Here is a 26,476-nt window from a genome sequence, read left to right as displayed (position 1 = left end):
CCGTCACTGGGCCGTGTTGCGAATGAGTTTCACATTCGTGAATTATTTGTGAACGCTATCAGGCTTCTGCCAGCCATGGTCGCGGGCAAAGGCCCGGAAGAGGTCGAGCCAGTCGGCAACCGGCAGGCCGGTAGCCTTCCGGAGGCCGAAACCATGGCCGCCTTTCTCGAAAAGGTGGGTTTCAACCGGCACGTCATGGGCCACAAGTGCGGCGCGCAGCATCAGGCTGTTATCCACCGGCACGGCCTCGTCATTTTCCGCATGCAGCAGGAAGACGGGCGGAACCTTTGCAGTTACATGAAACTGCGGTGAATGTGCTTCTTCCTGCGCCTTTGTGGCCTCATCCCCGATCAGGAAATGGCGCGAACCCATATGGGCGGCAGGGGCGCTCATCGAGACAACCGGATAGATAGGGGCTGCGAACAAGGGCTTCGCCGATTGCTCGTCAGCGGCATCGACAGGGGCATAGACCGGTGTGTCGAAGCGCGTGGCAAGATCGGCACAGAGATGCCCCCCGGCCGAGAAGCCCATGGCGGCGACACGTTCCGGATCGATCCCGTAGCTTGTCGCCCGCGCGCGGATCAGCCGCATGGCGCGCTGCGCATCGGCAAGCGGCACATCGGACCGGCCTTCCCAGCCTTCACCCGGCAAGCGGTAGAAAAGCACGAAGACCGTGACGCCTTCGGCGCTGAGTTCGCGGGCGACCTCATAGCCTTCCTTGTCGACAACCACATGCTTGTAGCCGCCACCGGGTGTGATGAGGAGCGCATCGCCGTTCGGCACCTTGGGGCGGAACACCACCATGCGCGGCACGCTGATGCCCTTCACGGCGCGGTCGCTGATCCCGGCTTCCGTGCTACGTTCGTCCACTGTTTCGGTGAGGCCAGCGGGGACGGTCAGGGCGCCCACCGGCCACAGGTCGATGGTCTCGGCAGGATCTGGCGTTGCGGTCGGCACCGCTGCCGGTGTCGTAGGCGCCGAGGTCTGCGCGTTCACCGCCGGTGCCAAGGCGAGTGCGAGGCCGAGGGCGAGCGGGCGAAGATACTGCTCAATCGTCATGGAGGGTCTCATAGGTGAAGTTGCGGAAGCGGGCCTCACCTTTGCCAGCGGCATAGAAGGCAGGCCTCAGGCTCAGGAAATCATAGGCCACATTATGATGATAGCCTGAAACTTCCATCTGCACGTCGAACTTGTCCCATGTCTTGCCGCCATTCTGGCTCGTATGGATCGTCAGGATATTCTGGCGGTTCGTGAGGCGCAGCCGCATGGCTCGAACGGGCTTGGCCGGCTTGCCGGGGTCGCGCTGGCCGGGGATGGCACCGCGCGGGCGGCTGAGGCCATAGCGGTGCATCATGAAACCGTCAGGCCCAAGCCCGAGCCCGGCATAGAGGCGCCGGTTATAGAAAAGGAGCAAGCCTGCTTCGGTGGCGTCGTCAATCTCGAGATCGATTTCGATCCGGTAGGACTGATCCCCGCAGATGCAGGTGATGGGCGCGCAGTCGGCGGGCGAGGTGCCCTTGGCCTTCAGCGTCAGGCTGCGGTCGCCATAATTCACGCGGCTCATTTCATCGGGTGCCGGGTCATAGAAGGCCCACTGAACGCCGAAGCGGTTCGCTGTGAAATTGTCACTGAGCGGCATCCCGTGCGGCTGGGGGCCAAGGTCGACAGGCTTTTTGATCGGCGAGGAAAGATCACCACCAAGCGGTTTGATCCAGCCGTCGGCAGTCCATTCCACGGGCTCGAGGAGCGTCTGGCGGCCGAGCGTCCAGTAGCCGTTTTCATAGCCGTGATAGATCATCCACCAGCCGCCATCTGGCCCTTCGATAATGGTGGCATGCCCGCGCGACCACCATTTCTCGGTCGCACTTTCGGTGCGGATCACCGGATTGTTGGGGGCGTCTTCCCAAGGGCCATCGAGTGATTTGGAGCGCGCCATGATCACCATATGCCCGGTCGGCGGGCCGGCGGTGCCGCCCACGGCCGTGACCACATAATAGTATTCGCCGCGCTTCATCAGCTTCGGGCCTTCGGGGGCGAAGGTCTCGACGACCCAGTCGCTCGGGTAGCGCCAGGGCTCGTACACATGTTCAACCCCGCCGTCGGTGGCGAGGCCATCAGGGGTGAGTTTCACCCGGTCGCCGCCCGACAGGAACAGGTAGCGTGTGCCGTCTTCGGCAACCGCATGGCCGGGGTCGATATGCTGGTGCAGTTTCAGGTCGATGGGGTCCGACCACGGGCCTTCGATACTGTCCGCGTGGATCACATAGATCGAGCGGTAATCGGGGAAGCGCGCCGGGATATAGCAATAATAGCGACCGTCATGCTTGATCAGGTCCGGCGCCCAGACCGACCCGATGGGTTTGGTGAGGGCGGCTGTCAGTGGCGTCCAGTTCACCAGGTCGCGGCTGTGCCAGATCAGGATGCCGGGATAGCTGTCGAAGCTGGAGAAGGTCAGATAATAGTCGTCCCCGTCCTTCAGGATCGACGGATCAGGATGGTCGCCGGCGAACACGGGATTGAGGAAGGTGCCGTTGCCGAGGTCGGCCTTGCGCTGCCCTTCGAAACCTTTGCCCCAGCGCATATCGGCATAGGGATCAAGGGATGATATGGAGCGCGAGCCCTGCGCGAAGGCGGCGCCGCCCATCAGGCGCGCGGGCATCAGGGCGAGGGCACTGCCGCCCATCAGGAATTTCAGCAAAGTCCGGCGTTCGATCGACATGACGGGGAAACACTCCTTTCCGGTCTTATTCTATGGCCGGTTGGCCAGAAAAAAGAAGGCCGGGGTGCACCGTGCGTTGCACCCCGGCCGTGGCCCCTCTGGAGGGAAATACCTGAGGGGGGAGGGATCTGGCCTAGAGTTTGTAACGGACGCCAAACATGAACACGCGGCCGTAATGGTTGTACTCATAGTTCCGCTGTTCATAGAGATCGGTGTAGCGGTCGCGATAGTCGTCGGTGAGGTTGATGCCCTCAAGCGAGACTTCGAGGCCATCCATGATCTCGTAGCGGATCGATGCGTCGACGTTCATCGAGCTGTTGTAGCCCTCGAAAATGTTGTTCGTTGCACTGGTGCCGTCGATATAACCGCCGCGATAGGCAACCGAGACACGAGCCGAGAATTTCTCGTCTTCATAATAGAGCGTGCCGTTGGCAGCCTTCTTCGACAGACCAAGGAGCGGTTCGGTATAGATGTTGCCGCCAATCTCGTAATCGACGTCGCTGTCCACCAGGGTCAGGTTCAGGATCGTGCCGAAGTTCGACCAGACACCCGGCAGGAAGGTGAAGGGGGTCTGAACCGAGAATTCAACACCTTTCACGTTGGCACCGGGGCCATCGCCGGTGGAACGGATTTCCCACGGGCGGCCTTCGGGATTGGCAGCAGCCGGTGAGCCCGGATCGATCAGCGACAGCGGCAGGCCGGTCGAGGCATAGGTGCCAGTTGTCGTGGTGCTGATCGGGAAGCTCTTGATGTCCTTCTTGAACAGGGCGACCGAAGCGATTGCGTCGTCCATGAAGTACCATTCGAACGCAAGGTCAAAGTTCGTGGCGCGGTAGGGCGTCAGGAACGGGTTGCCCGAGGTGACGCGGTAGTTGAAGCCGTCAACCGAACCGCCAGGGGTAAGGCTGCCGAGAGTCGGGCGGGTGATCACCTTGGCAACAGCCGCGCGGATTGCAAATTCCGGCGTCGGGAAGATGGCGAGGTTTGCCGACGGCAGCCAGTCGTCATAGGTGCGCTCCACGGTCACTTCCGTGCCGTTATTAAAGCCGGTCGACGATTGCTTGGTGTGCGCGTAGCGCATGCCGGCATTTGCCGAAATGGCCATGTTACCCATTTCGCCGGTCAGGTTGGCTTGCAGGAAGCCGCCCTTCACAGTTTCGATCACACCGCGATCTTCTGCCTGGCGCAGGGCTGCTTCGCGGCCGTAAAGATCGATCAGGTCAGCGGCCGCTGCCATGTTCGGCACAACCCAGCTGTTGGTGTTGCCCGAAGGCTGGCCAGCGTCTCCAAGTTCGAACATGTCTGCGAGATCAGCCGTTACCGGTGCGCCATAGGTGCCAGGCTCACAAGTGAAGGCCGAGCAATAGGTGCTGTCGCGGCGATAGCCGACGGTATCGAAGCTGAAGCGGCGGTACATGGCGCCACTGACAAGCTGGATGTTGTCGTTCACATCCCATTCGGCATCAAGCGCGAGGTTACGGAACTTGTTCGTCAGGAAGGACGGACGGTCACGGAACTCGGCGAACTGGAAGGCGGTCGGGTCGTCGATGCCGGGGCCAAACGACAGGACCGGGGTCTTCATGTTCGAATAGTCGTAGCTATAGCCCGTGGTGTCGCGGTCATCGAAGATAATCGTGGTTTCAAGCGGGATATCGGCGTCCGACTGCGAGAAGCCGCCGAGAAGTTCGATGCGGAACGTGTCGGTGATGTCCTGTTCGAGTTTGGCGGAAAGCTGATGGAACTCGGTCGAGCTGTCGCGGCGGTAATCCTCGATCCGTACCCAGGCGTTATCGACCGTGGCAGAAATCATGTTGGTGCCCTGGATCACATAATCGCGGATGTCCATGGTGCCTTCGTTGCCGCGGAACAGAACTTCGCCCCATTTCTCGGTGCGGGTCTCTTCAAATTTCGAATAGAGACCGTCGATAGAGACCTTGGTCGCTTCCGAAGGCGCAAACTGGATCGACGCGGTGGCGCCGAGACGCTGGCGGTCATGGCCGACTTCGCCATAACGCGGAATGCGCGGGTGGAAGGCATTGGCGACTTCGTCGCAAGCGGCGTTCGCATCAGCACAGCTAACACCACCGACTGAACGGAAACGGGCTTGCTGCCAGCGTACGCTGTTGTTGCCCATTTCGAGCGTTTCATAGTCGGAGAAGGCAACCGAGGCGGAAATACCAAAGGTCTTCTCGTCATTCACCCAGGCGCCAAGGGCGGCGACACGGGGCGAAAGATCTTCGCTCAGGTCGTTATACTGGGCCTTGGCGGACGCCACGAAGGTGGTGCCTTCATCGTAGCTAAGCGGGTTGCCGGTATTGAGGTCGATCACCGCGCCGAGCGAGCCTTCATCAAGCGAAGCTTCAGCGGTTTTGCGAACAACGATCGAGTTGAACAGTTCCGACGCGAAGACGTTGAAGTCGAACGACCGGTCGCGGTTGGCCGACGCACCGTCGGTGGAGGTCGTGATCGTCTCCATCCCGTTCAGGCGAACGCGGGTGAACTGCGCTCCAAGGCCGCGAACTGTGATCGAACGGCCTTCGCCCGCGTCACGCTGGATCGAGATGCCGGGGATGCGCTGCAGCGATTCGGCTAGGTTCTGATCCGGGAATTTGGCGATATCCTCGGCCACGATGGCATCCACTGCCGACGTCGAGTTTTTCTTCACATTGATGGCGGCTGTCAGCGACTGGCGGAAGCCGGTCACGACGATCTCGTCGAGAACGTCAGCTTCATCCTCTGCTGCGCCCGCGCCGTCCTGTGCCAGTGCGGCGCCGGTGATGGCAACGCTGATCAAGGACGCTGCTGCGAGCAGTTTCGTCATGCGCAGATGAACGGCTGCACTGCCGGAAATCTTTTCCATGGTGTCTCCCCTTCCAACCGCCTCCCCGGCGGTACTCCCTGTTTATGCCACCGGTTACCTAGTGGCGCAAAATAATGCGGCAATCAAACAAGGCCTCCAGCTTGGCTGGCAGGCCGATTCTTTGCCGCTCGAGATTTCACACATTGCCCAAACCGGGCCACTCTCCCCAACAACCGGTATCGTGGATGTCTGGCCCCTCAGCCGTCTGTCCCGTATGGTAACCGGTGTCATTGTTAGCTTGCTACGATAAGACCAATCTGTCAAGTCCCTAACGCAAGCTGGTTTGAAACCGCCTCAACTGCCCGGCTGGATATAGGGTGCACGGGCGAAAAGCTCCCGTTCGAAGCGGCGTGGATCGTTCTCGGCACGGGTGTTGAGATCGAAACGCATGGTCGCCCTTTCGGGCAATTCGTAATGAGGCCACTCGGGCAGCCCTGCATGATTGGGGTCGCCGGTCCTTGCCAGCGCCACAAAGGCACCCATCATCTGGTCGCTCAGTTTCCGCTGGGCTTCGCCGGTGCCGGAATAGGATCCCTCGGCGGCAAGCGTGCCGAACACGAACGGGATATCGTCGGTGTGGGCTGCCTTGCGCAAGGGGTCGATCGGCGAATCGTGGTCCAGCTGGTAAACCCAGGTGCGTTTGGCGCCGGCCTCGGCGCGGGCATCGGCCTCGATCACCTGGCCCGGCCAGCTGCGCCCGGCGGTGGTGGCGCGGTAGAAAAGCTCGACCGGGCTCCAGTCGGGATATTCGTCGCGGTAGGATTTCACGATCCAGTCGGGATCCAGATCGATCTTCAATTCCGGCCGCAGGCGCGCGGCGATATTGCCCCAGTCGAGCCCCGCGAGCTTTTCGCCGCGTGGATTGATGAAGGCGCGGGTTTCTTCCCGCGTGTTGCCAAGGATCATCGGAATGCCGGTCGATTGCGGGTTCGCATCTGGCCAGAAGGGATGGCGGGTCAGCCATTTCATATCAAGGACCGGCCCGAAATACAGGCTGCCGCCAAGGACCGGGTCGTGGCCCTCAAGGCCTTCGACCAGCTTTTCAACCGGCAGGTCCAGAAGGCTCGCGAACTGTGCGTCCGATAGCCCGAGGGCCGAAAGATAGGCACGCGTGCGGGCCACTGCATTGCCGGGGCCGGAGGCGGTCACCTGCTGGCCGCTCATGGTCGCCGCTGAATGGAACAGGCCTTTCGCGGCGGGCATGCCCATCAGGGTGGCGATCTTGGCGCCGCCGCCTGACTGGCCGAAAACCATCACGCGTGCGGGATCGCCTCCGAAGGCGGCGATATTCCGCTGCACCCATTGAAGGCCGAGGATCAGGTCAAGCTGGCCGAGGTTGCCGCTATCGGCGAAGCGCTTGTCAAACTCGGCGAGATACAGGTAACCGAGCGCGTTGAGCCGGTGGTTGATGGTCACCACCACCACATCGCCGCTGGCGGCCAGATGCTGGCCGTGGGTCAGCGGGTCCGTCACCGTACCGTTCGAGTAAGCCCCGCCGTGGAAATAGACCATGACCGGCCGCTTGGCACGCGGATGCGCTTCGGGCGTCCACACATTCAGGAAAAGGCAGTCTTCGCTGGCGGGCTCGCTGCCTGCCCGGCGCTGCGGGCAGATGGGGGCGAAGGCCTGCGCTGTCTGAACACTGTTCCACGGCTTTGCGGCAACCGGCGCGCGGAAGCGATAGCGTGCGGTGTCCTCGCCGTAAGGGATACCCTTGAAGGCAAGCACGCCATTTTCGCGGAGGCCCCGGATACGGCCTTCGGCAGTATCGACTTCCGGGTCGCGGGCGGCAGAGAGGCCACCGGGCACGGCGATGAAGGGCAGGGCGGTGGCCCCGGCCAGCAGGTTACGGCGGTTTATGAGGAACCTACCGCCGGACATCGCGTCCTCCCGCTTCGAAAGCGGCAAGGTCAGCGCGGGTGAAGAGGCTGGCGTCGCCCGGTAAGCTGTGTTTCAGCGCAGTGAGCGCGAGACCGGCCTGAACCGTTTGTTCCAGCGACAGGCCGTCCAGCAGCCCGTGCAGCACGCCGGCGGCGAAGGCATCGCCCGCACCGATCCGGTCGACGATGCTGGAAATCTCGATCTCGTCGGTTTGTTCGAACGTATCAGGTGTATCGATCCGCGCGGCGATCCGGTTGCTGTCGGCGCCGTCGGCCTGCCGCGCGGTGGAAGCGATATATCGGAGGCGCGGGAAGGCGCCGAAGGCAGCTTCTGCTGCTTCACGCCGCCGGGCCGGGCCGTCGCCCGAGAAGGGCTCGTCCAAGAGCAGCGAAATATCCCGGTGATTGCCGAACAGGATATCGGTGAGGCTGACAAGTTTCGTCAGGATCTCGCGCGGCTTGCTGTCCCACGCTTCCCAGAGGCGGGCGCGGTAATTGCCGTCGAACGAAACGGTCAGGCCCTTCGCCTGTGCCGCTTCGGCGGCCGCAATGGCGGCAGCGGCGGGGTCGTGCCCGAGGGCCGGTGTGATGCCTGAAAGATGCAGGCGGGTGCAGCCCTTAAGGAGGCTGTCCCAGTCCCAGCTTGCCGGATCGGCAGCAGCGAAGGCCGAGCCTGCGCGGTCGTACACGACCTCGGAGGCGCGCCATCCTGCACCGACCGTCAGGAAATACAGCCCCATCCGGCCGTCAGAAGTGCTGATTGTCGCGCAGTCGACGCCGTGCCTGCGGATTTCGCCAATTGCGGCGCGGCCAAGCGGGTTATCTGCCACGCGGCTGATCATCCGTGTGTCATGACCGAGCGAGGCGAGCCCCACGGCAACATTCGCTTCCGCCCCGCCCACATGGACGGAAAGGGAAGGGGATTGCAGCAAAAGCTCGTGTCCCGGTGTTGTCAGGCGCAGCAAAAGCTCGCCGAAAAAGGCAATCCGTTCGGCCATCGATCAGGTCTCCCCTCAGCGGGCCAGCCAGCCGCCATCGACGGCAAGGATGTGGCCCTGCACATAATCCGATGCGCGGGAAGCAAGGAACACAGCGGCTCCGCCCATATCCTCTGGTGAGCCCCAACGTCCGGCGGGGATCCGTTCGAGGATCTGGCGGTTGCGTGTTTCATCCGCTTGCAGCGCTGCCGTATTGTTGGTGTCGATGTAGCCGGGCGCAATAGCATTCACATTGATGCCCTTGGCGGCCCATTCGTTCGCCAGAAGCTTCGTCAGCCCGCCGATCCCGGATTTGGATGCCGTATAGCTCGGCACCCGGATGCCACCCTGGAAGGTCAGCATCGAGGCGATGTTGATGATCTTGCCGCCGCCCTTGGCGACCATATGGCGCGCCGCCGCCTGACACAGGAAGAAAACGGACTTGAGGTTGGTGTCCATCACCGCGTCCCAGTCTTCTTCCGTGAAGTCGAGCGAATCGTTGCGGCGAATAATCCCGGCATTGTTGACGAGGATATCGAGCCCGCCGAGCTTTTCGACCGTCTCGTCCACCACGCGGCCAACGGGATCGATCGTCGAAAGGTCAGCCGAAATGACCTCGGCGCGGCGGCCAAGGGCGCGGGCTTTCTCGACGGTTTCGGTGGCGGGCGTGCGCCCGACAGCCGCGATGTCGGCACCAGCTGCGGCAAGGGCCAGGGCAATGCCCTGACCGATGCCGGTGTTGGCGCCCGTGATGACGGCAACTTTGCCGGTCAGGTCAAACGGATTGCTCATCGGATCACTTCAGCTGGCAGATATCGAGGACATTCATGTCGGTATAGTCGAGGTTTTCCCCGCCCATCGCCCAGATGAAGGCATAGGACTTGGTGCCCGAGCCCATATGGATCGACCACGGCGGGCTGATCACGGCTTCTTCCTTCTGGATCACGATATGACGCATGTCGTCGGGCTCGCCCATGTAATGGAACACGCGGTCGCCGCCCTGCAGGTCGAAATAGAGATAGATCTCGCTGCGACGGTCATGCAGGTGCGGGGGCATGGTGTTCCAGACGCTGCCGGTTTCGAGAACCGTGAGGCCGAGAAGCAGCTGCGCGCTTTCGCACACGCCCGGGATCACCAGCTGATAGATGGTGCGGTGGTTCGAATTCTCGAGGTCGCCGCGCTCCAGCGGATTGGCTTCTGCGAGCGTGATCTTCTTGATCGGGCAGGCCTTGTGGGCCGGCAGCGACGCGATATAGAAGCGCGCGCCATTGCCTTCGAAGGTTACGTCCTTCGAGCCCATCGGCACATAAAGGCATTCCTTGTTATCAAGTTCGAAGGCCTGGCCATCAACGGTGACCTTGCCCTTGGTGCCGATGTTCACGACGCCCATTTCGCGGCGCTCGAGGAACGGATGGCCAGCCGCACTTTTCGGCTCGGTCTGGGCGGGCAGGGTCAGCACCTTGCCGGCCGGCACGGCGCCGCCAATCACGAAGCGTTCGTTGTGGCTGTAGTTGAGGACAACCTCGCCCTCTTCGAACATGCCGGTGACGAGATAGCGGTCGCGCAGTTCGTCATTGGTGGCGCAGTCCATCATATCGGGATGCGTCGCATAGAAGGTTTTCTGGAACATGGTCTCTCCTTCGTGGGCTGGCAGAAGGCATCGGGGCCTTTTTGCCGGCTTCTCTGGCGGTCAATGGATATTGGGAATGGCCCGGCAACCGGGTCAGCATAACCTTTTTGGCGGGCAAAAACACGGATGCCACCCCTCAGCGGCATGCGTCTGGCCATCCCCTCTCGCCGAAAAAGGTAACCGGTGTCAAAATGGATTGCAAGGCTGATATGGGGGAGGCAGGCCCAATGTCCCGAGTTCGACTGAGTCCCTCACACATTTGAGAAGGTCAAACCCGCAGAAAACTGCCGCAAGACGGCAAAAAGACGTGAAAATTCCCTCCCCCCTTGAAAATGACACCGGTTTCCTTTATGCCATCTTCGGGAGTGGGAGAGATTTCTGAGCACCGAGGGGACAGTATGTCGCACGTCGAAGAGCGCGATCAATTCAGCTCGATTGCAAAAGCTTTCGTGGACGCACGCCATGCGGCCCGCGGCCTTCCGGCCTATCCGGGCGCCCAGCCCGATACGCTGGCGGAGGCATATGCCATCCAGGATATCGCCATCGGCCTCTTCGGTGGCCGAGTCGGTGGCTGGAAACTGGGGCGCATCCATCCGCCGCAGTCTGAAAGGCTGGGGGCGACCCGCCTGACCGGCCCGATTTTCACGGATCGCATCGTCAAGGCGCCGAGTGTCGGCAAGCTGGATATGAGCATTTTCCCCGATGGTTTCGGGGCGGCAGAGGCCGAGGTTCTGCTGGAAATCGGCGAAGCGCCGGATCCAGCCCGCCTGCATTGGACCCTCGATGCCGCCAAGGCACTCGTGAAATCGGTGCGGGTGGGGATCGAGATTGCGTCCTCGCCGCTGCCGACGATCAATGATCTGGGGGCGGCGGTCACCGCTTCCGACTTTGGCAACAACAACGGCCTCGTTCTTGGCCCCGAAGTGCCGAACTGGCAGCGTCGGGACCTGATCAACATGCCGGTATCGTTTGCGATCAACGGTCAGGTGATCGGCGAGGCCAGCATGGCCACGATGCTTGATGGCCCGTTCGGGTCGGTTCGTTTCCTCCTCGAGCTGATGGCACGCCGTGGCCGCCGGATCGAGCCGGGCACATGGGTGTCGGCAGGTGCCATCACCGGGGTCCACAATGTGAAGCCGGGTGACGAGGTTGAAGCCGTGTTTGATAGCGAGTTCCGTGTGGGCTGCCGGATCACGGCAGCCAAGGCCGACTGATGCGTACGCTGGCTGCCATCCTGCTTCTCGCAGCCGGCAGCCTGCCCGGCACCGCAGGGGAGCTGACAACCCGCACCGAAAGTGACGGCATCTGGGTGCTGGAAGACGGCGCCCCGGTCCTCTTTTTCCATGGTGCCCCCATGCCGGGTGCAGCCCCTGCCGAGCGCGGCACCTATATTCACCCGATACTGACCCCTTCTGGCACGGCGCTGACGCTCAATGCGCCCGAGGACCATCCCCATCACCGGGGCCTTTTCTGGGCTTGGCACCAGATCGTCAAGGACGGAGTCAAGGTCGCCGACGGCTGGGACATGAAGGATATCGACTGGGTGGTGGACCGTCTGGACGCCACCGTCACGGGGGGTGAAGTCCGCCTGAATGTTGAACTGCGCTGGGTGCTGAAAGACGGCACGGCCCTGATCCGCGAGCAAGACCATTTCACCATCCACGCGACCGAGGCGGGCGTGCGCCGGATGGACGCCGAAGTCCGCCTGAAGGCGCTGTTGCCCGGTGTCGCCATCGGGGGCAGCGACAATGAACGTGGCTATAGCGGCCCGTCGTGGCGGCTGCCCGATGCACCGCGCCTGTCATTCGAAAGCGGGCAGGGCGCGGTGAAGGCCGAAATGAATGCGGTGACAGCGTCGGGCTGGATGCAGTTCCTGCACCCAGACTGGACGGCGCTGATGACCTGCGCCGTGGACGGCGTGCCGGTCACCCGCTGGATTCTTCGTAACGAGCTCAGCATGCAGAATTGCGCCTGGCCGGGCCGGCAGACGGTGCCGGTGCCGGGCGACCGGGATATCGTGCTCGAATCCCGTTTTCTGTGGCAAGATGGCGCGCCGGATGCTGCGTGGGGCAGCGCCCGGCAGGCCGCAATCTCAGGGGATTGATGCTTTTCACCCTTCTGGCGGGACTTGGGGGTTGCGCCAGAAGGAAACCGGTGTCATTTTGAATGACAGGGAGAGAGACAGCTGGAAAACCGCAGGGTAATCCGGCTGGAAGAGGGAGTTTCTGGATGTCAGTAACCAGTATTGTCGGGCGCCCGCTTGTTGCGGCTGCCTTCGTGTTTTCGTCTATCTTCGCCGCGCTGCCGGCTGCAACCGCCGCCGAAAGCGCAGAGCTTGCCTTTCCGGGAGCTGTCGGCTGGGCCAAGCATACGCCGGGCGGGCGGGGCGGCCAGATCATCCGGGTGACCAACCTCAACACCGATGGCCCCGGCTCGTTTGCTGAGGCAGTACAGACCAAAGGCGCGCGCATCATCGTTTTCGAAGTGGGCGGGGTGATCGATCTCGGGCAGAAAACCCTGCGTGTCGAGGAACCCTATCTCACCATCGCCGGGCAGACGGCGCCGTCGCCGGGCATCACGCTCATCAAGGGCGGCATCGATATCACCACCCATGATGTGATTGTGCGCCACCTTCGTGTGCGCCCCGGCTGGGCCGGTGCCGAACAGTTCAGTGGTGTCGATTTCGACAGTATCTCGAACTTCGGTGCGTCCAATGTGATCGTTGATCATTGCACGCTCACCTGGGGGACGGACGAAAATCTCTCGGCCTCGGGCAAGCGTTTCATTGGCGATACGCCGGATGAGTGGCGCAAGAATGCCTCGCACAGCATCACTTTCTCGAACAATATCATCGCCGAAGGGCTGGCCAACGCCACGCACGGCAAGTTCGAGCATTCAAAAGGTTCGCTCATTCACGACAATGTCGCGAATGTGCTGATTTACCGGAACCTTTACGCCCACAATTACGAGCGCAACCCGCACCTCAAGGGCGGGGTCCATGCGGCGGTCGTGAACAATATCATCTATGACCCCGGCCAGCGCGCCATCCATTACAATCTGATGGAAGAAGAATGGCATGGCTATGCTTATCAGGACGGGCTCCTGAGCGCCGTTGGCAACGTGATGCGGGCAGGCCCGTCCACGGCGCCCAAGATCGCCTTCCTGATGATCGGCGGCTACGGCGACCTGCGCTACTATGGCAAGGATAACGTGGCGGTGAACCGGATCGGCGAACCGCTGCCGATGATCGGCCGTTACACCATGTCGTCCGCCAAGGTTATCGAAGTGAAAAAGCCGCCCGTCTGGCCCGAAGGGCTGGAGGTGATGCGGACGGATGAACTGGAACGCAGCCTGCTCGCAGATGTTGGTGCCCGCCCGTGGGACCGCGATGTGCAGGATCGCCGCATCGTGATGAATGCCGGCGAAGGTCGCGGCAAGATCATCGACCGCGAAACCGAGGTTGGCGGCTATCCGGTGATGCCGGAAACCCGCCGTCCCTTCAATCCGGACGACTGGGATCTGGCGACGATGGAGCCGAAGAACCCGGCTGTGCTCGATCACAGCTACACTGCGAAGGGCACCTGAGCCATGTATCGTCTGTTTCTGGCGGCTGCAGTATCGCTGATGGCGGGGTTCGCCCCGCTTGCGGCTGCCGATCTTGTCCTGCGGGCGGCGGACACGCACCCCTATGGTTATCCGACGGTGAGAAGCGTCCAGCATATGGGCGAGCTTCTGGAGAAGTCGACCGAGGGCCGTATCCGCATTTCCATGTATCCCGGTCGCCAGCTTGGCGAGGAATGGGACACGCTGGAACAGACGGTGTTTGGCGCCGTGGATATCAACCGGGTTTTCCTGGCGGCCCTTCAGAATGTGGCGCCTGAGACGATCATTCCGTCGCTGCCGTTCCTCTTCCGCTCGGAAGAGCATCGCGACCGGGTGCTTTATGGCCCGGTCGGGGACGAGATACTGGCGAGCCTTGAGCCTTACGGCCTTGTCGGCCTCACCTTCTATGAATCCGGCAGCCGCAATTTCTACAATACCCGCCGCCCGATCCTGACGCCCGCCGACCTGCAGGGCCTGCGTATCCGGGTGCCGAACTCTGATATGAATGTCGCGATGATCGAGCTTCTGGGTGGCAATGCCACGCCGATGGAACTGGGGCAGGTTTATGAAGGGCTTCGGAACGGTACGGTGGACGGGGCTGAGAACAACTGGCCGTCCTATGCCGATACCCGCCATTTCGAGGTAGCGCCCTTCTACAGTCTGACCGGCCATTCGATGACGCCGGAAATCCTCGTCATTTCGAAGCTGACCTGGGACAAGCTTTCGCCCGAGGACCAGAAGCGCGTGCGCGAGGCAGCCCGTGAAAGCGCGCGCTATATGTCAACGCTCTGGAAGGCGCAGGTGCAGGAAGCCCGCGAACGCGTCGAAGGGGCGGGCAACAAGATCAATGACGTGCCGGACCGCGACGCTTTCCGCCGGGCCCTTCAGCCCCTTTATGAACGCTTTGCCGGCACGCCGCGCCTTGCGGACCTTGTGCGCCGCGCGGAGGAAACCGAATGAGCGACCAGATTTCCGAGAAGCCCATCCCGGGCGACGGCGCCGACCGCCTGATTGTGAAAGGCGCCGAGATCATCACCGTTGTCTGCCTTGTGGTCATGACCGTGATCGTCGGCTGGCAGGTGTTCGGGCGCTTCGTCCTCAATGACACGCCGAAATGGTCCGAACAGCTCGCCGGTATCCTGATGGTCTATCTGACCCTCATCGGTGCGGCGGTGGCGGTGCGCAACGACGGTCTCATTGCGCTCGATGCCTTTCTCGCCAAATTTCCGGTGAAGCTGCAGATCGCCTGCCGCCTGATTGTCGAGCTGCTGATCCTTGCCTTCGCCATTCTGATGATCGTGCACGGTGCCCGCATGGCGATGCTGGTGGAAGCCTGGACGGTGCCGACGCTTGGCCTGTCGCGGTCCGTCAACTACTGGGGCTTCCCGATAGCCGGGGCCATGATGCTTTTCTTCACGCTGCGCCGGATCGCCTCGCGCCGCTTCCTGACAGCCCATCTGCACCGGGATAACCAGTCATGAGCCTTGTCGTTCTGGCCATCGCCTTTGTCGTGTTCCTTGTGATCGGGATGCCGATCGCCTTTTCGCTGGCGCTGTCGTCGCTTGCCGCCATCCTTTTCATGGACCTGTCGCCGCTTGTGGTGCTGCAGCGCATGTCGTCGGGCTTCAGCGTCTTTGCGCTCATTGCCATCCCCTTCTTCATCTATTCGGGGGAAATCATGCTGCGCGGCGGGGCGGCTGACCGGATCGTCGCCTTTGCGCAGTCGCTTGTCGGGCACAAGCGTGGTGGACTGGGGCAGGTCAACGTGCTGACGTCCCTCCTGTTCGGCGGGATTTCGGGGTCCGCCATTGCCGGTGTTTCGGCGGTGGGCGGTGTGCTGATCCCCAAGATGAAGGAGGAAGGCTACAGTGCCGACTATGCGGTCAACGTCACCGTTGCCTCGTCCGTCCTTGGTCTCGTCATCCCGCCAAGCCACAATATGATCCTCTTTGCGATTGCCGCTGGCGGCAGCCTCAGCGTCGGTGACCTGTTCCTTGCGGGCGTCGTGCCCGGCATTCTGACCGCTGCCCTTCTCGCCATTGCGGCCTACTGGATCGCCGTCAAGCGCGGCTATCCGGTGAAGCCGTTCGGCGGCTGGGGCAATGTGCTGCGCTGCTTTGTGGCCGCCATGCCCGGCCTGATGATGATCCTGATCATCGTCGGCGGTATCCGGCTTGGCATCTTCACACCGACCGAGGCGAGTGCCGTCGCCGTGATTTACGGCCTTGCTATCACCGCCTTTGTGTACCGCGAACTCGACTGGCGCGCTTTCATGGCCGCCACCCGCGATGCAGCGCGCACCACGGCTTCGGTCCTGTTCCTGATCGGTGCGGCTTCGGCGTTTGGCTGGGTGCTCGCGGCATCGGACGCGCCCACCATGGTCAGCGACCTGATGGGCGGCATTACCGATAATCCGATCATCATGTTCCTGATGATCAATATCGCGCTTCTGATGCTCGGTGCCGTGATGGATATGGCGCCGCTGATCATCATCACTACGCCGATTTTCCTGCCGATTGCCATGAAGTTCGGGATGGACCCGGTGCAGTTCGGCGTGATGCTGATCATGAACCTCGGGGTCGGCCTCATCACCCCGCCGGTCGGCACCGCGCTTTTCGTCGGCTGCTCGGTTGGCAAGGTGCGGATCGAACAGGTGGTGAAAAGCGTGTGGCCCTTCTATTTTGCCCACTTCGGCGCGATCATGGCGGTCACCTTCGTGCCGGCCTTCAGCCTGTGGCTGCCGCACCTGTTGAAGGGCTGATTGATCTGAAAATCAGAAGGCGGGGGCGGCGGTCGATTCCCTGACGACAAGTTCGGGCGTGATCGAGGTCAGGCCGCCCTTGGCGCCCTTGGGGCCTTCAACCAGCAGCTTGCCGGCCAGATAGCCGATATCGCGGATGGGCGAGTGAACAGTCGTCAGGTAAGGCGCAATGCGGGATGCAATCGGCGTGTCATCGAAGCCCACAACGGAAATGTCTGCAGGGACCGTAAGGCCGATCTCGCGCGCGGCCTTGTAAACACCCAGCGCCATTTCGTCGTTACCGGCAAAGATCGCGGTCGGGCGTTCGGGCTTCGCGAGCAGCAGCCGGGCGCATTCATAGCCGGTCTCGTAGGTATAGCCGCCAAACACGATGTCATCGTCCTTGAGGTGCAGGCCAAACTCCGAAAGGCCGTCCTGGAAGCCGCGCAGGCGCTCGTGCGAGGACCGGAAGCTTTCCGGGCCCCGGATATGGGCGATGCGCCGGTGGCCGAGCCGGGCCAGATGGCGGGCAGCTTCGGCGGCCCCGTGCGCTTCCCGCGTGCGGATCATGCGGTGGGGTTCGTCAAGCTCCACCGAGGCAATCCTTACATAGGGGCAGTCTGCCTCCCTCAGCATTTCGGCGATATGATCGTCCTCGGAAACCGAAGGCGGCAGCACGGCACCGAACAAGCGCTGCTGCTCGATAAACTCGCTGATCATGTCGTAAAAATCGGGGGCGTTCCGGTCGCACGGGCGGATCACCAGCTGGCAGCTTGATCCTGCCAGTGCATCCAGAATGCCGCGCTGCATATTCACGATATATTGCGGGCTCGGGTTATCGTAGATCATCGCGACAAGGAAGGACCGCCGGAAGGCAAGCGCGCGGGCCTGCGGGTCGGGCGAGAAATCATATTCCTTGATCAGCGCCTTGATCTTGTCGCGCGTGCTGGCCTTTACCGTTGCTGCATCATTGATGACGCGCGACACGGTTTTCTTCGAAACGCCGGCCATGCGGGCGATATCATTGATAGTGATCTTGGGCTTGCGGCGCGCGCCGGGGCGCCCTAGTCCGGTGTCGGAATCATCCGGCTTTTCGTCTGAACTGGCCAAGTCCCTGCCTCAAGGTAAACGGTTTCCGTCCACTCTAGTAAGCGCTTAGGGCAAAGGCCAGCGGCTTTTTACCCTGTCAGCCAATCGGGGGTTGCGGGATAACAGGAGACAAGCGTGCCGGGGGCAAGCGTGGCGCAGCCTTCGGGGTGGACTAGCCAGGCGTTCATGCGGGTCATCGGGGCGATCTTGTATGATTCCTGGCCGGCAAGCGGTGTGGCGGCCAGCACGCCATCGGCGCCAAGCCGAAGCCGGGCTTTCAGGAAAACGGTCAGCCCTTCAGGTGCGGCGGCCTCTGCTGCCAGCCGGGCAACGATGGGCACCTCGGCAGGCAGCCCCATCGCGGCGCGCAGATAGGGCACCACAAACATGCGGAAGCCCATGGCTGTCGATGCCGGGTTGCCGGGCAGGCCGAAGAAGGGGCGTCCGTCGGGCAGGCGCGCGAACAGGACGGGCTTGCCCGGGCGAACCTTCACCCGGTGCAGCAGGATTTCGGCACCCATGGCCTCAAGCACGCTGCGCACGAAATCGAACTGGCCAACCGAGACAGCGCCGGTGGAGACAACCATGTCGATGCCGGCTTCCAGCATGGCCTCGAGCGCTGCGCGGAAGCTGTCGCCGTCGTCGCCGACGGTGCGCTGTGCCGCGAGGTCACATCCGAAGGCAGCGGTGATCGCGGCGCCGTAGGGACCTGAACTGTTGCGGATCTGGCCGGGGGCGAGGGGGGCATCGGGGTCGTCCACCAGCTCACGGCCCGTCGATATCCAGCCAAGCACCGGGCGGCGGATGACCTGCACCTTGCCGATGCCGGCAGCAGCAAGCGCCGGGATGGTGCTGGCGGCAAGCCGGCTGCCGATGGGCATCAGCAGATCGCCTTCCTTGAAATCCGATCCCGCCTTGCGGATATGACGACCAGCCTCAATCAGTGCTTTCAGGATCAGCGTGGCGCCGTCGCGTTCGGTATCCTCGACCGGTACGACCGTATCCGCACCTTCGGGCACTCTTGCCCCTGTCATGATGGCAGCGGCTTCACCCGCACGAACAGGTGCAGGTGTTGTGGTGTCGCCGGCTGCGATGGTGCCGGTGATGGTGAGGCGAGTACCTGCCGCGTCTGCCGCGCGCAGGGCAAAACCGTCCATCGCCGAATTATCGAACATCGGGTTGGCGTTCAGCGCCACCACGTCGGCGGCGAGCACCAGCCCGGTCGCTTGGCCGAGGGGCACAGTGATGGCGGGCAGGGAACGCGCTGCTGCACGAATGATCTGCAGCGCTTCCATGTAGGAAAGTTTGGTGACGCCCGTCATTCGGTGCGCGGGACCGGGAAGCCACCGGCCTGGGTGACGGCTGCGGGCACCGGGCGGCCAAGCACGCCTTCCACAAAGCGCGCGGTTTCGATCAGTGTTTCCAGCGTGACGCCGGTATCCACGCCGCATTCTTCGAGCATGTAGAGAAGGTCTTCAGTGGCGATATTGCCGGTGGCCTTTGGCGCAAACGGGCAGCCGCCAAGTCCGCCGATGGAGGCATCCAGTACCTCGGCGCCGGCCTGATAGGCCGCCCAGGCGTTGGCGATGCCGCTGCCACGGGTGTTGTGGAAATGCGCCCGGATCGGCAGGCCCGGCAGGCGCTCGCGGAGGCGGGTGACCATATCAAACACGGCCCGCGGGTTGGCGACACCGATGGTGTCGGCGACCGCAATCTCGCGGGGCCCGGCTTCGGCGATATCTTCGGCCATGGCGATCACCCGGGCGGGATCGACCCGGCCCTCGAACGGGCAGCCGAAGGCGGTGGAAATGGTGACTTGTGCGGCCATGCCATTCTCGCGGGCGAGGCGCACGATCTCTTTCGTCACAGCCACCGATTCCGCGCTCGTCTGGCCCTGGTTTTTCTGGCCGAACGTGTCGGTCGCCACGGCAACGGCGCCGGCTTCATCCACGCCGCGCTTGTTGCCCTCGCGCGTGTCAAAGGCGCGGAGAAGGCCGCGCTTGTTCAGCACAAGGCCGATATAGGTGACGTCCTTGAGGTCTGGCAGGGCCGCGATCACCGCTTCGGCGTCGGCCATCTGGGGCACCAGCTTGGGGTGAACGAAACTGGCGACTTCCAGCCGCTTCACGCCAGCCTTCAGTGCACCACCGATCAGCTGCAGTTTCTGTTCGGTGGTGAAATGGACTTTTTCGTTCTGCAGGCCGTCGCGGGCGCCCACTTCGACGATTTCAACGGGTCTCATGATAGTCGAATCCTTGCTGTCAGGTGGGGCATCGTCTGACAGGAAGGCGGGCGGGTCAACAGGGGCGTGGCGGCAGGCCTATCAACTTGCCTTGCGCTGGCGCGTGGGCGGTTCGATCGGGAAGGTTTCGGCCTGATAGATATTGGCCTTCGCCATCAGCGGAAAAAGGTCTTCACGGCTGGCGACGGCTTCACTCAGGATGCCGTAAACGATGGCAAGGTTGGTCTCGCCCTTGTGGTTCATCAGCGGCAGCGCGATGAAATGCATGGTCGCCTGTTTCTGTTCGCTGGCATATCCGAACGTGCCAACGATGCCGGTGTCGCCCGCCCGCATCTTTTCAAAGTCGGCAAGGATGGGGTCGATCAGCGCGGGCGACATCACCTTGCGCATCTCTTCGCCAATCGGGTCCATCTCGAACCCCTTCGAGGCAATCGAGCCTGCAAACATGATGCGGGGAGAGCGGCGCGACATGTCGATCGTGATGATCTGGCGCGATTCATCGATCATGTTGAGAACGCTGAGGTCGCCACGATAAGGGGCGATCTTGCCCTTGCGGGCTTTCTGCCATGCGGCGAGGAACTTCAGGAAACGACTGGCCAAGGTAAACACCGGACATACAAACGATGTGCAACAATCCCGACCCCCCGGTCCGAATCGAAGCATATAGAAAACCGGTTAATAGGCGCTAAATGGCCACCGGTTTCCGCCCGTTTATTTGGTGTTCTTGAAGGCGAGCGGCGAGCGCTTCACGCCGTCGCTGTCGAGCCGCCCGAGCGCGCCTGCGGCATGATAAAGCACCACGGCGGTGGAAACCGCAAGATTGAGCGATTCTGCCATGCCCGGCATCGGGATGCGCACAAGGCCGTCGCAGGCTTCCATATAACGGTCCGGCAGGCCGCTGCCCTCGCTGCCGACCATCAGGATGAGGGGCGCGCTGTAGCTGGCCTTCTGGTAAGGCTCGCTGCCCTCAAGCGCGAGGCCGAGGCACTGGCTTTCGGGCCCACCGGCGCGCCAGATGTTGAAATCTTCAAGGCTCGCGCCGATGACGGGCAGCGAGAAGACCGACCCCGCCGAAGCGCGCACGCAGTCGCTGCTCCAAGGGTCGGCGCTGGGGCCAAGGAGGATCACACCGTCCGCCCCCACGGCATCTGCTGTGCGGATCACGGTGCCCACATTGCCGGGGTCTCGGGGTTCCTGTAGGGCAACCCACAGCTGGCCGGTCTCCAGCGGATGGTCATCCAGCACCGGTTTCGGCTCGGCAAAAATGGCGATCACCGGCTGTGGATTATCCTTGCCCGCCACCGCCGCCTGCACATGGCTGTTGGTCAGTACCGTGTTTCTGGGCGCCAGCACGGCCTGCTCGAAAAGATCAGCCATCAGGCGGTTATCGAAGGCGGTATCCAGCACGAAAGCCTGTTTTAGCGTAAAGCCGGCCTTCAGGCCCTGCCGCAGGAAGGTTTCGCCTTCCACCACAAATTCGCCGTGTCGCTGCCGGTATTTCTTCAGCCGCAGTTCCTTCGCATGCTTCACCCGCGCATTCTGGGTGCTGGTGAGAGCCGGCGGAAACGGGATGGGCGGACGGGTCATGGGGCGTGCAAATCCTTCTGGGTCTTTGGCCTTTCATACCGGGGAAAGGCAGGCTTGAACAGCCCGTGATGCAAGGCTTTCACGGTGATCGTTAAGAAGGATTTGCTTGATTGTGATCACATTTGGTGCGCCTATCGTACCCGGAGCCGCCGAAATGGCTCGGTGGCTCGCACACGAGAGGTGTTCCGTGAATGACCAGTCTGCTGCCGATAGCTCGGCTTTCCCAACCAGCAACCCCGCCCTGATCCAGTGGCTGCGCGGCCACCGGGTTGATGAGGTGGAATGCCTTGTCCCCGATCTCAATGGCGTGATGCGCGGCAAGATCGTCCCGCGCGAGGAGTTCATCTCCGCCCTTGATAGCGAAGGCCTGCGCATGCCCGAAGCCGTCCTCGTCCAGTCGGTGACCGGGGACTATGATTACGAAAAATCCGTCGCGCAAACGATCGATGCCGATGTCCGCATGATCCCTGATCCTTCAAGCGTGCGGCTGGTGCCCTGGTATGACGAGCCGGTCGCCCAGATCATCTGCGACGTGAAGAACAAGGACGGCGAGCTTGTCGATTTCGCGGCCCGCAGCCTTCTGAAAAATATCCTCGCGAAATACACAGCCCTTGGCTTGAAGCCCATCGTGGCGCCGGAGCTGGAATTTTATCTCGTCGAGAAGAATATCGACCCCGACCTGAAGCTGGTGCCGCCGGTGGGCCTGACGGGCCGCCGCGAAGCAGGCCGCCAGCCCTATGGCATCGAAGCCGCCAACGATTTCGACCCCGTCGTGAACCGCATCTATGATTATGCCGAGGTGATGCACCAGAAGATCGGCACAATGGCGCACGAGCAAGGCCCGGCGCAGCTGGAGATCAACTGCACGCACGGCGACGCGCTCGAACTCGCCGATCAGGTCTTCCTTTTCAAGCGGATGGTGCGTCAGGCAGCGATGAAAGACGGCATGTATGCCACCTTCATGGCGATGCCGCACCAGGACGAGCCGGGCTCGGCCATGCATGTGCACCAGTCGTTGGTGGATATCAAAACCGGACGCAACATCTTTGCCGATGAAAAGGGCGAGGATACGCCGGCGCTTTACCACTATATCGGCGGCCTGCAGAAGCATCTGGCTGCGGTGACGCCGCTGATGTATCCGAACGTCAACAGCTTCCGCCGCATGCGGCTGGAGAGCGACGCACCGATCAATCTGCACTGGGGCCGTGACAACCGCACCTGCGGGCTTCGGGTTCCGCATTCAAGCCCCAATGCCCGCCGGGTGGAAAACCGCCTGCCGGGGGTGGACAGCAACCCCTATCTCGCGTTTGCCGCCACGCTCGCCTGCGGCCTTATCGGCCTGATCGAAAAGATCGAGCCCGAAGAAGTGGTGCCGGGCGACGCGCACGAGCTGCCTTTCACCCTGCCGCGCTACCTGCCGGAAGCGCTGGCCCGCATGGCGGCATCAGACGCCGTCCGCGCCATGCTCGGCAGCCGTTTCGTGGACGCCTTCGTGGAGGTCAAATCGCTCGAAATCGCCGCCTATAACAAGGTGATCTCAAGCTGGGAGCGCGAGCATCTGCTCTTGAGCGTGTAATCCACGCCTGTTCCCGTCACCCCGGCCTTCGGGCCGGGGTCCATGTTCGCCGCCGCAAGGATGGATGCCGGATCAGGTCCGGCATAAGGGTCTGCCTTGTCATGGCGCTGCCCTCGCCTCGGCGCCGCGACAAGGAAAAGTATTAAAAATATATTAAATTTACTCTTGCTCGCCCCATTGTTGCACTGATATTTGAGGTTGTGTCAGGCAAAGGTGACTTCGGTGTGCGATGCGCAGCCGTCCACCAATTCAAATGGTTAGGCAGTTTAAGCGAAAAGCGCTCTGGGCTTCTCGCATGGGGAATTTGATGCTTCGGAACTCACTATTGTCAGTGTTTACCGCCCTCGCGGCCAGTGTTTCAGCGGATGCCGCCACCTATGTGTTTACTGGGGATGCTTCATACAGTGGCGATAATCGGGAGGAGCTGGCTCAACTTTTCAATACACCATACGACACTACCTTCAGGGCTGTTCTCACCTTCGATGATACGCAGATGGTAGATGATGCGATGTATGTGAATTGGTACTCTGGTTCAGCGTATAATTATGTTATGGCTCACTATTTATATGATACCATTGAGTGGACTGTAGGTGATCAGACATGGACACATTTGGGGGCATATCCATCTCCTTCTGAGCTGGCTGGCTCTTACGTCGCCATCTATGATGGGACTAGCGGAACCAGTTCCTCGGCCGATCTTATACAAATCTATGCGGATGGAGATCAGCAGATCTCCAATGGACTGACTGTAACGGCGTCTTCTATAGAATGCACAAATTACAATCCTGATACGTTTGATAGCGCAGATGCGTACCATTTAAACAAGCTCAATGGCATCTGTGAAAATGTCTACCAAGGGTACATCAATCTTAAAGATGGTCAGGGAAACGCGGTCGGCAAAGTTCGTTTATGGAGCGTCTCCATGGAACGGCTGCCTGATGTATCTGCAATCCCTGAACCCGCCACATGGCTGATGATGATCATGGGCTTCGGCCTTACGGGCCTTGCTGTCCGTCGTCGTCGGGCGCTTGCAGCCTGACCCTTACCCCGCCAATGCCTTCGCCACCGCGCTGACGCCGATGAGCAGCAGGGTGGCGTTGGCGATGCGGCGGTAGGTGGCGCTGCCGTGGGTCTGGAACCATTTGTTGCCGAAGCGGTTGCCGGCATACATGGCCGGGTAGGCGGCGGCGATATACATCAGCTCGGTCACCCCGATGAAGCCCTGCACGCCGAAACCGGTGAGCGCGAAGGCCGCTGAAAACAGGAAGAAGATCATCAGGAAGCCGCGGCTGCGCGCCGGTGTCGCGTAGGCCGACAGTGCATAGATGATGACGGGCGGGCCGGGAATGGCCAGCAGCCCGTTCATGATGCCCGACAGGAAGCCGATCAAAGCCTTGAGGCCGCTGCCGACTTCACGTTCCTTCGGATGTGCGAAATTCAGCATCAGGCTTGCCGCGATCACGGTGACCCCGACAATCAGCTGGAACAGCGACACGGACAGCATCCCGAGGAACACCGCCCCCGCCGCCGTGCCAAGGATGCTGGCGCCGATCATCCCGGCGGAGCGTTTTACCTCCACCGGGTCCCAGAATTCCTTCACCGTTTGCAGGCTGACAAGAAGCGTGAGCGACGCGACGACCGCAACGGTCGTCGACGGCGGCAGGAAAAGCGCCAGCACCGGGATGGCGGCAAGCGCGAAGCCGAAGCCCGTGAAGGCGCGCAGGATGGACGAAAGGAACACAGCCGCCATCATGAAGACGGCGGAAACAACATCGAACGGCATATCCTGCATCAGGCAGCGGCTTTCTCTTTTCCTTGTGCGCCGCCACGTACCAGACGGCCTGGCCGGGCATCCGTCAGCACCCCGTCCTCGACGATCACTTCGCCCGAGACGATGGTTGCCTTGTAGCCCTTGGCCTTCTGGATAAGGCGTGCGCCGCCTGCAGGCAAGTCATGAACCATGCGCGGGGCCAGAAGCTTAAGGCCCTCATAGTCGATGACATTGAGGTCAGCCTTCTTGCCCACCTCGATCCGGCCGCGATCCGCAAAGCCCATATAGTCGGCAAGCTCGGACGTCAGCTTGCGGATGGCTTCCGCAAGTTCAAGCTTGCCGCCCCGGCTGCGGTCGCGCGACCAGTGGGCCAGCATATAGCTCGGGAAGCTGCTGTCGCACACCGTGCCCACATGGGCGCCGCCATCCGAAAGCCCCATGATCGACTGCGGATGCTTCAGCATGGTCTCGACCGCATTGAAGTTGAGATCGGTGTAATTATAGATCGGGAAATAGAGGAAGGCGTGGCCGTCGTCCTCGAGGAGCAGATCATAGATCTTTTCGATGGGCATCACGCCGTCGGCGACCGCCAGCTTGTAAACCGAGGTTTCGGGCGACTGTTCATAGTCCGGATTGTCACCCAGCCGGAAAAGCTTGCAGCTGACAAAATCGATCATGCCGAGGAGCTTGTCGGCGAGGGGCGGGATCGGCGTGCCGTCCCCGGCCAGCTGGTCGGGCTTTTCCGACAGCATCTGCGCCTTGAAGGCGGAGTCGCGCATCACTTTCACACGTTCTTCGATGGGCAGGTGGCTGATCTTCTTGTAGCTCGGGAAACCCATGAAGGGATGGAAGGTGCAGGTGAGGCCAAGCGTCACGCCAATGCCGCGCGGCGCCACCTGGAAATGCATATCGAGCCCGCGCGCCTTGGCCGCCTCGCCGCGTGCGATGATGTCTTTCCACTGTTTGGGGGCAAAATCGCGCTGCATCAGCGAAATCGAGAAGGGCCTGCCGCCCGACGCCTCGACAAAGGCCTCGAGAAGGTCGAACTCATACTCGAAAGCGTTCGGGTCATCGCGTTCCAGATCGAAATCGTTCACCGCCTGCAGCACGCCGTGGTCGAGGCCCCGGAAGGCTTCGGCGAGGCCGGCGAGTTCATCCTTGCCGGCTTCGGACGAGGGCGTCCACTGGCCTTCCGATGTGCGGTGCACGTCCGACCGGCCGATGGAAAGCCCTACAGCACCGGCCTCCAGCGCCTCGCGCGTCAGGCGCTTCATCTCGGCAATGTCGGCGGGGGTCGCCGGTTCGTTCACGACCGCGCGGTCGCCCATCACATACATGCGCAAAGGGTCGTGCACCACCTGCACCGCGAAATCGATGGCATGCGGGAAATCGATGGCATTCATATAATCCGGCACGGATTCCCAGTTCCAGGTGAGGCCTTCGGCAAGGGCCGCACCGGGGATTTCCTCCACGCCTTCCATCAGGCTGATCAGCTTCTGGTGATCGGTGGGTTTCACGGGCGCGAAGCCGACACCACACGAGCCCATCACCGCGGTGGTCACGCCGTGGTAGCAGGAAGGTTCAAACTTGTCGTCCCACGAGACCTGCCCGTCATAATGGGTATGCACATCCAGAAAGCCGGGGGTGACGATATGGCCGGTGGCATCGATGGTGCGGCGGGCCGCGCCCAGATTTTCGCCGACGGCGGCAATCTTGCCGTCCTTCACGGCAACGTCGGCCTTGCGGCCGGCCGCCCCCGTGCCATCGAAAATCGTGCCGCCGGTGATCAGAAGGTCATACAT

The 26,476-nt window shown here is 61.9% G+C and carries 22 protein-coding genes; 8 read left to right on the top strand and 14 right to left on the bottom strand.

What is annotated here, in order from left to right:
- Positions 1-42: 42 nt before the first annotated feature.
- The 7 genes from PH603_RS14995 to kduI form a co-directional block, all read right to left on the bottom strand.
- Positions 43-1,059 (bottom strand): alpha/beta hydrolase, encoded by a 1,017-nt coding sequence (locus PH603_RS14995; RefSeq protein ID WP_289503490.1) that lies wholly within the window; start codon positions 1,057-1,059, stop codon positions 43-45.
- Positions 1,049-2,719, bottom strand: coding sequence for a family 43 glycosylhydrolase (locus PH603_RS14990; protein ID WP_289503488.1), 1,671 nt, complete (start codon positions 2,717-2,719; stop codon positions 1,049-1,051). Before PH603_RS14990 ends, PH603_RS14995 begins: the two co-directional genes overlap by 11 nt.
- A gap of 133 nt (positions 2,720-2,852) precedes the next feature.
- Positions 2,853-5,579 carry a TonB-dependent receptor gene (locus PH603_RS14985; protein ID WP_289503486.1) on the bottom strand — a complete coding sequence of 909 codons (2,727 nt, stop codon included), beginning with the start codon at positions 5,577-5,579 and terminating at the stop codon, positions 2,853-2,855.
- A 294-nt stretch (positions 5,580-5,873) separates the two neighbouring features.
- Positions 5,874-7,460, bottom strand: coding sequence for a carboxylesterase/lipase family protein (locus PH603_RS14980; protein ID WP_289503485.1), 1,587 nt, complete (start codon positions 7,458-7,460; stop codon positions 5,874-5,876).
- Positions 7,447-8,457 (bottom strand): sugar kinase, encoded by a 1,011-nt coding sequence (locus PH603_RS14975; RefSeq protein WP_289503484.1) that lies wholly within the window; start codon positions 8,455-8,457, stop codon positions 7,447-7,449. The genes PH603_RS14980 and PH603_RS14975 overlap by 14 nt, the downstream gene beginning before the upstream one ends.
- 15 nt (positions 8,458-8,472) lie before the next feature.
- Positions 8,473-9,228, bottom strand: a complete 756-nt coding sequence (kduD, locus tag PH603_RS14970; protein WP_289503483.1) for a 2-dehydro-3-deoxy-D-gluconate 5-dehydrogenase KduD — start codon at positions 9,226-9,228, stop codon at positions 8,473-8,475.
- A gap of 4 nt (positions 9,229-9,232) precedes the next feature.
- On the bottom strand, positions 9,233-10,066 hold the full coding sequence (kduI, locus tag PH603_RS14965; protein WP_289503481.1) for a 5-dehydro-4-deoxy-D-glucuronate isomerase: 834 nt from the start codon (positions 10,064-10,066) through the stop codon (positions 9,233-9,235).
- Positions 10,067-10,464: 398 nt separating this feature from the next.
- Between kduI and PH603_RS14960 the strand changes: the two genes are divergently transcribed.
- From PH603_RS14960 to PH603_RS14935, 6 genes are all read left to right on the top strand, one after another.
- Entirely contained in the window at positions 10,465-11,280 is an 816-nt protein-coding gene (locus tag PH603_RS14960) for a 2-keto-4-pentenoate hydratase (RefSeq protein ID WP_289503479.1), read from the top strand.
- Complete coding sequence (locus PH603_RS14955) at positions 11,280-12,170, top strand: DUF6807 family protein (RefSeq protein ID WP_289503477.1); 891 nt, start codon at positions 11,280-11,282, stop codon at positions 12,168-12,170. The genes PH603_RS14960 and PH603_RS14955 overlap by 1 nt, the downstream gene beginning before the upstream one ends.
- A 125-nt stretch (positions 12,171-12,295) precedes the next feature.
- Positions 12,296-13,651, top strand: a complete 1,356-nt coding sequence (locus tag PH603_RS14950; protein WP_289503475.1) for a pectate lyase family protein — start codon at positions 12,296-12,298, stop codon at positions 13,649-13,651.
- A 3-nt stretch (positions 13,652-13,654) separates the two neighbouring features.
- On the top strand, positions 13,655-14,629 hold the full coding sequence (locus PH603_RS14945; RefSeq protein WP_289503474.1) for a TRAP transporter substrate-binding protein: 975 nt from the start codon (positions 13,655-13,657) through the stop codon (positions 14,627-14,629).
- Positions 14,626-15,150, top strand: coding sequence for a TRAP transporter small permease (locus PH603_RS14940; protein WP_289503472.1), 525 nt, complete (start codon positions 14,626-14,628; stop codon positions 15,148-15,150). The genes PH603_RS14945 and PH603_RS14940 overlap by 4 nt, the downstream gene beginning before the upstream one ends.
- Entirely contained in the window at positions 15,147-16,430 is a 1,284-nt protein-coding gene (locus PH603_RS14935; RefSeq protein ID WP_289503470.1) for a TRAP transporter large permease, read from the top strand. The genes PH603_RS14940 and PH603_RS14935 overlap by 4 nt, the downstream gene beginning before the upstream one ends.
- A 12-nt stretch (positions 16,431-16,442) precedes the next feature.
- On the opposite strand, the gene PH603_RS14930 is transcribed toward PH603_RS14935, so the two are convergent.
- The 5 genes from PH603_RS14930 to PH603_RS14910 all read right to left on the bottom strand — a co-directional run bounded on the left by PH603_RS14930 (position 16,443) and on the right by PH603_RS14910 (position 21,327).
- Positions 16,443-17,519 (bottom strand): LacI family DNA-binding transcriptional regulator, encoded by a 1,077-nt coding sequence (locus PH603_RS14930; protein ID WP_289503468.1) that lies wholly within the window; start codon positions 17,517-17,519, stop codon positions 16,443-16,445.
- A 68-nt stretch (positions 17,520-17,587) separates the two neighbouring features.
- On the bottom strand, positions 17,588-18,820 hold the full coding sequence (locus PH603_RS14925) for a molybdopterin molybdotransferase MoeA (RefSeq protein WP_289503466.1): 1,233 nt from the start codon (positions 18,818-18,820) through the stop codon (positions 17,588-17,590).
- A complete protein-coding gene (locus PH603_RS14920) occupies positions 18,817-19,740 on the bottom strand; it encodes a hydroxymethylglutaryl-CoA lyase (protein ID WP_289503464.1) in 924 nt (307 codons plus the stop codon). The genes PH603_RS14925 and PH603_RS14920 overlap by 4 nt, the downstream gene beginning before the upstream one ends.
- An 81-nt stretch (positions 19,741-19,821) precedes the next feature.
- Complete coding sequence (locus tag PH603_RS14915; protein WP_289503462.1) at positions 19,822-20,340, bottom strand: hypothetical protein; 519 nt, start codon at positions 20,338-20,340, stop codon at positions 19,822-19,824.
- A gap of 111 nt (positions 20,341-20,451) precedes the next feature.
- Entirely contained in the window at positions 20,452-21,327 is an 876-nt protein-coding gene (locus tag PH603_RS14910) for a TrmH family RNA methyltransferase (RefSeq protein ID WP_289503461.1), read from the bottom strand.
- 187 nt (positions 21,328-21,514) lie between these two features.
- Between PH603_RS14910 and PH603_RS14905 the strand changes: the two genes are divergently transcribed.
- Positions 21,515-22,903 (top strand): glutamine synthetase family protein, encoded by a 1,389-nt coding sequence (locus tag PH603_RS14905; protein ID WP_289503460.1) that lies wholly within the window; start codon positions 21,515-21,517, stop codon positions 22,901-22,903.
- Between the two features lie 325 nt (positions 22,904-23,228).
- A complete protein-coding gene (locus PH603_RS14900; protein WP_434783311.1) occupies positions 23,229-23,942 on the top strand; it encodes a PEPxxWA-CTERM sorting domain-containing protein in 714 nt (237 codons plus the stop codon).
- A gap of 3 nt (positions 23,943-23,945) precedes the next feature.
- Here PH603_RS14900 and PH603_RS14895 read toward each other — a convergent pair whose 3' ends face one another.
- Together PH603_RS14895 and PH603_RS14890 are read right to left on the bottom strand one after the other, a co-directional pair.
- Entirely contained in the window at positions 23,946-24,695 is a 750-nt protein-coding gene (locus tag PH603_RS14895; RefSeq protein ID WP_289503458.1) for a sulfite exporter TauE/SafE family protein, read from the bottom strand.
- Positions 24,695-26,476: an N-acyl-D-amino-acid deacylase family protein gene (locus PH603_RS14890; protein ID WP_289503456.1), complete on the bottom strand. Its 1,782-nt coding sequence runs from the start codon at positions 26,474-26,476 to the stop codon at positions 24,695-24,697. The genes PH603_RS14895 and PH603_RS14890 overlap by 1 nt, the downstream gene beginning before the upstream one ends.

The organism is Gimibacter soli, from assembly GCF_028463845.1.
Taxonomy (GTDB): Bacteria; Pseudomonadota; Alphaproteobacteria; order Sphingomonadales; family Kordiimonadaceae; genus Gimibacter; species Gimibacter soli.
This window is presented reverse-complemented; position numbering and strand designations above follow the sequence as displayed.

What these genes read in the sequence shown, in the direction of transcription:
- PH603_RS14990 (WP_289503488.1), bottom strand. Translation starts at nt 2,719, where the DNA reads ATGTCGATCGAACGCCGGACTTTGCTGAAATTCCTGATGGGCGGCAGT.
- PH603_RS14925 (WP_289503466.1), bottom strand. Translation starts at nt 18,820, where the DNA reads ATGACGGGCGTCACCAAACTTTCCTACATGGAAGCGCTGCAGATCATT.
- PH603_RS14920 (WP_289503464.1), bottom strand. Translation starts at nt 19,740, where the DNA reads ATGAGACCCGTTGAAATCGTCGAAGTGGGCGCCCGCGACGGCCTGCAG.
- PH603_RS14895 (WP_289503458.1), bottom strand. Translation starts at nt 24,695, where the DNA reads ATGCAGGATATGCCGTTCGATGTTGTTTCCGCCGTCTTCATGATGGCG.
- PH603_RS14935 (WP_289503470.1), top strand. Translation starts at nt 15,147, where the DNA reads ATGAGCCTTGTCGTTCTGGCCATCGCCTTTGTCGTGTTCCTTGTGATC.
- PH603_RS14945 (WP_289503474.1), top strand. Translation starts at nt 13,655, where the DNA reads ATGTATCGTCTGTTTCTGGCGGCTGCAGTATCGCTGATGGCGGGGTTC.
- kduD (WP_289503483.1), bottom strand. Translation starts at nt 9,228, where the DNA reads ATGAGCAATCCGTTTGACCTGACCGGCAAAGTTGCCGTCATCACGGGC.
- PH603_RS14995 (WP_289503490.1), bottom strand. Translation starts at nt 1,059, where the DNA reads ATGACGATTGAGCAGTATCTTCGCCCGCTCGCCCTCGGCCTCGCACTC.
- PH603_RS14890 (WP_289503456.1), bottom strand. Translation starts at nt 26,476, where the DNA reads ATGTATGACCTTCTGATCACCGGCGGCACGATTTTCGATGGCACGGGG.
- PH603_RS14950 (WP_289503475.1), top strand. Translation starts at nt 12,296, where the DNA reads ATGTCAGTAACCAGTATTGTCGGGCGCCCGCTTGTTGCGGCTGCCTTC.
- PH603_RS14975 (WP_289503484.1), bottom strand. Translation starts at nt 8,457, where the DNA reads ATGGCCGAACGGATTGCCTTTTTCGGCGAGCTTTTGCTGCGCCTGACA.
- PH603_RS14955 (WP_289503477.1), top strand. Translation starts at nt 11,280, where the DNA reads ATGCGTACGCTGGCTGCCATCCTGCTTCTCGCAGCCGGCAGCCTGCCC.
- PH603_RS14940 (WP_289503472.1), top strand. Translation starts at nt 14,626, where the DNA reads ATGAGCGACCAGATTTCCGAGAAGCCCATCCCGGGCGACGGCGCCGAC.
- PH603_RS14910 (WP_289503461.1), bottom strand. Translation starts at nt 21,327, where the DNA reads ATGACCCGTCCGCCCATCCCGTTTCCGCCGGCTCTCACCAGCACCCAG.
- PH603_RS14985 (WP_289503486.1), bottom strand. Translation starts at nt 5,579, where the DNA reads ATGGAAAAGATTTCCGGCAGTGCAGCCGTTCATCTGCGCATGACGAAA.
- PH603_RS14980 (WP_289503485.1), bottom strand. Translation starts at nt 7,460, where the DNA reads ATGTCCGGCGGTAGGTTCCTCATAAACCGCCGTAACCTGCTGGCCGGG.
- kduI (WP_289503481.1), bottom strand. Translation starts at nt 10,066, where the DNA reads ATGTTCCAGAAAACCTTCTATGCGACGCATCCCGATATGATGGACTGC.
- PH603_RS14960 (WP_289503479.1), top strand. Translation starts at nt 10,465, where the DNA reads ATGTCGCACGTCGAAGAGCGCGATCAATTCAGCTCGATTGCAAAAGCT.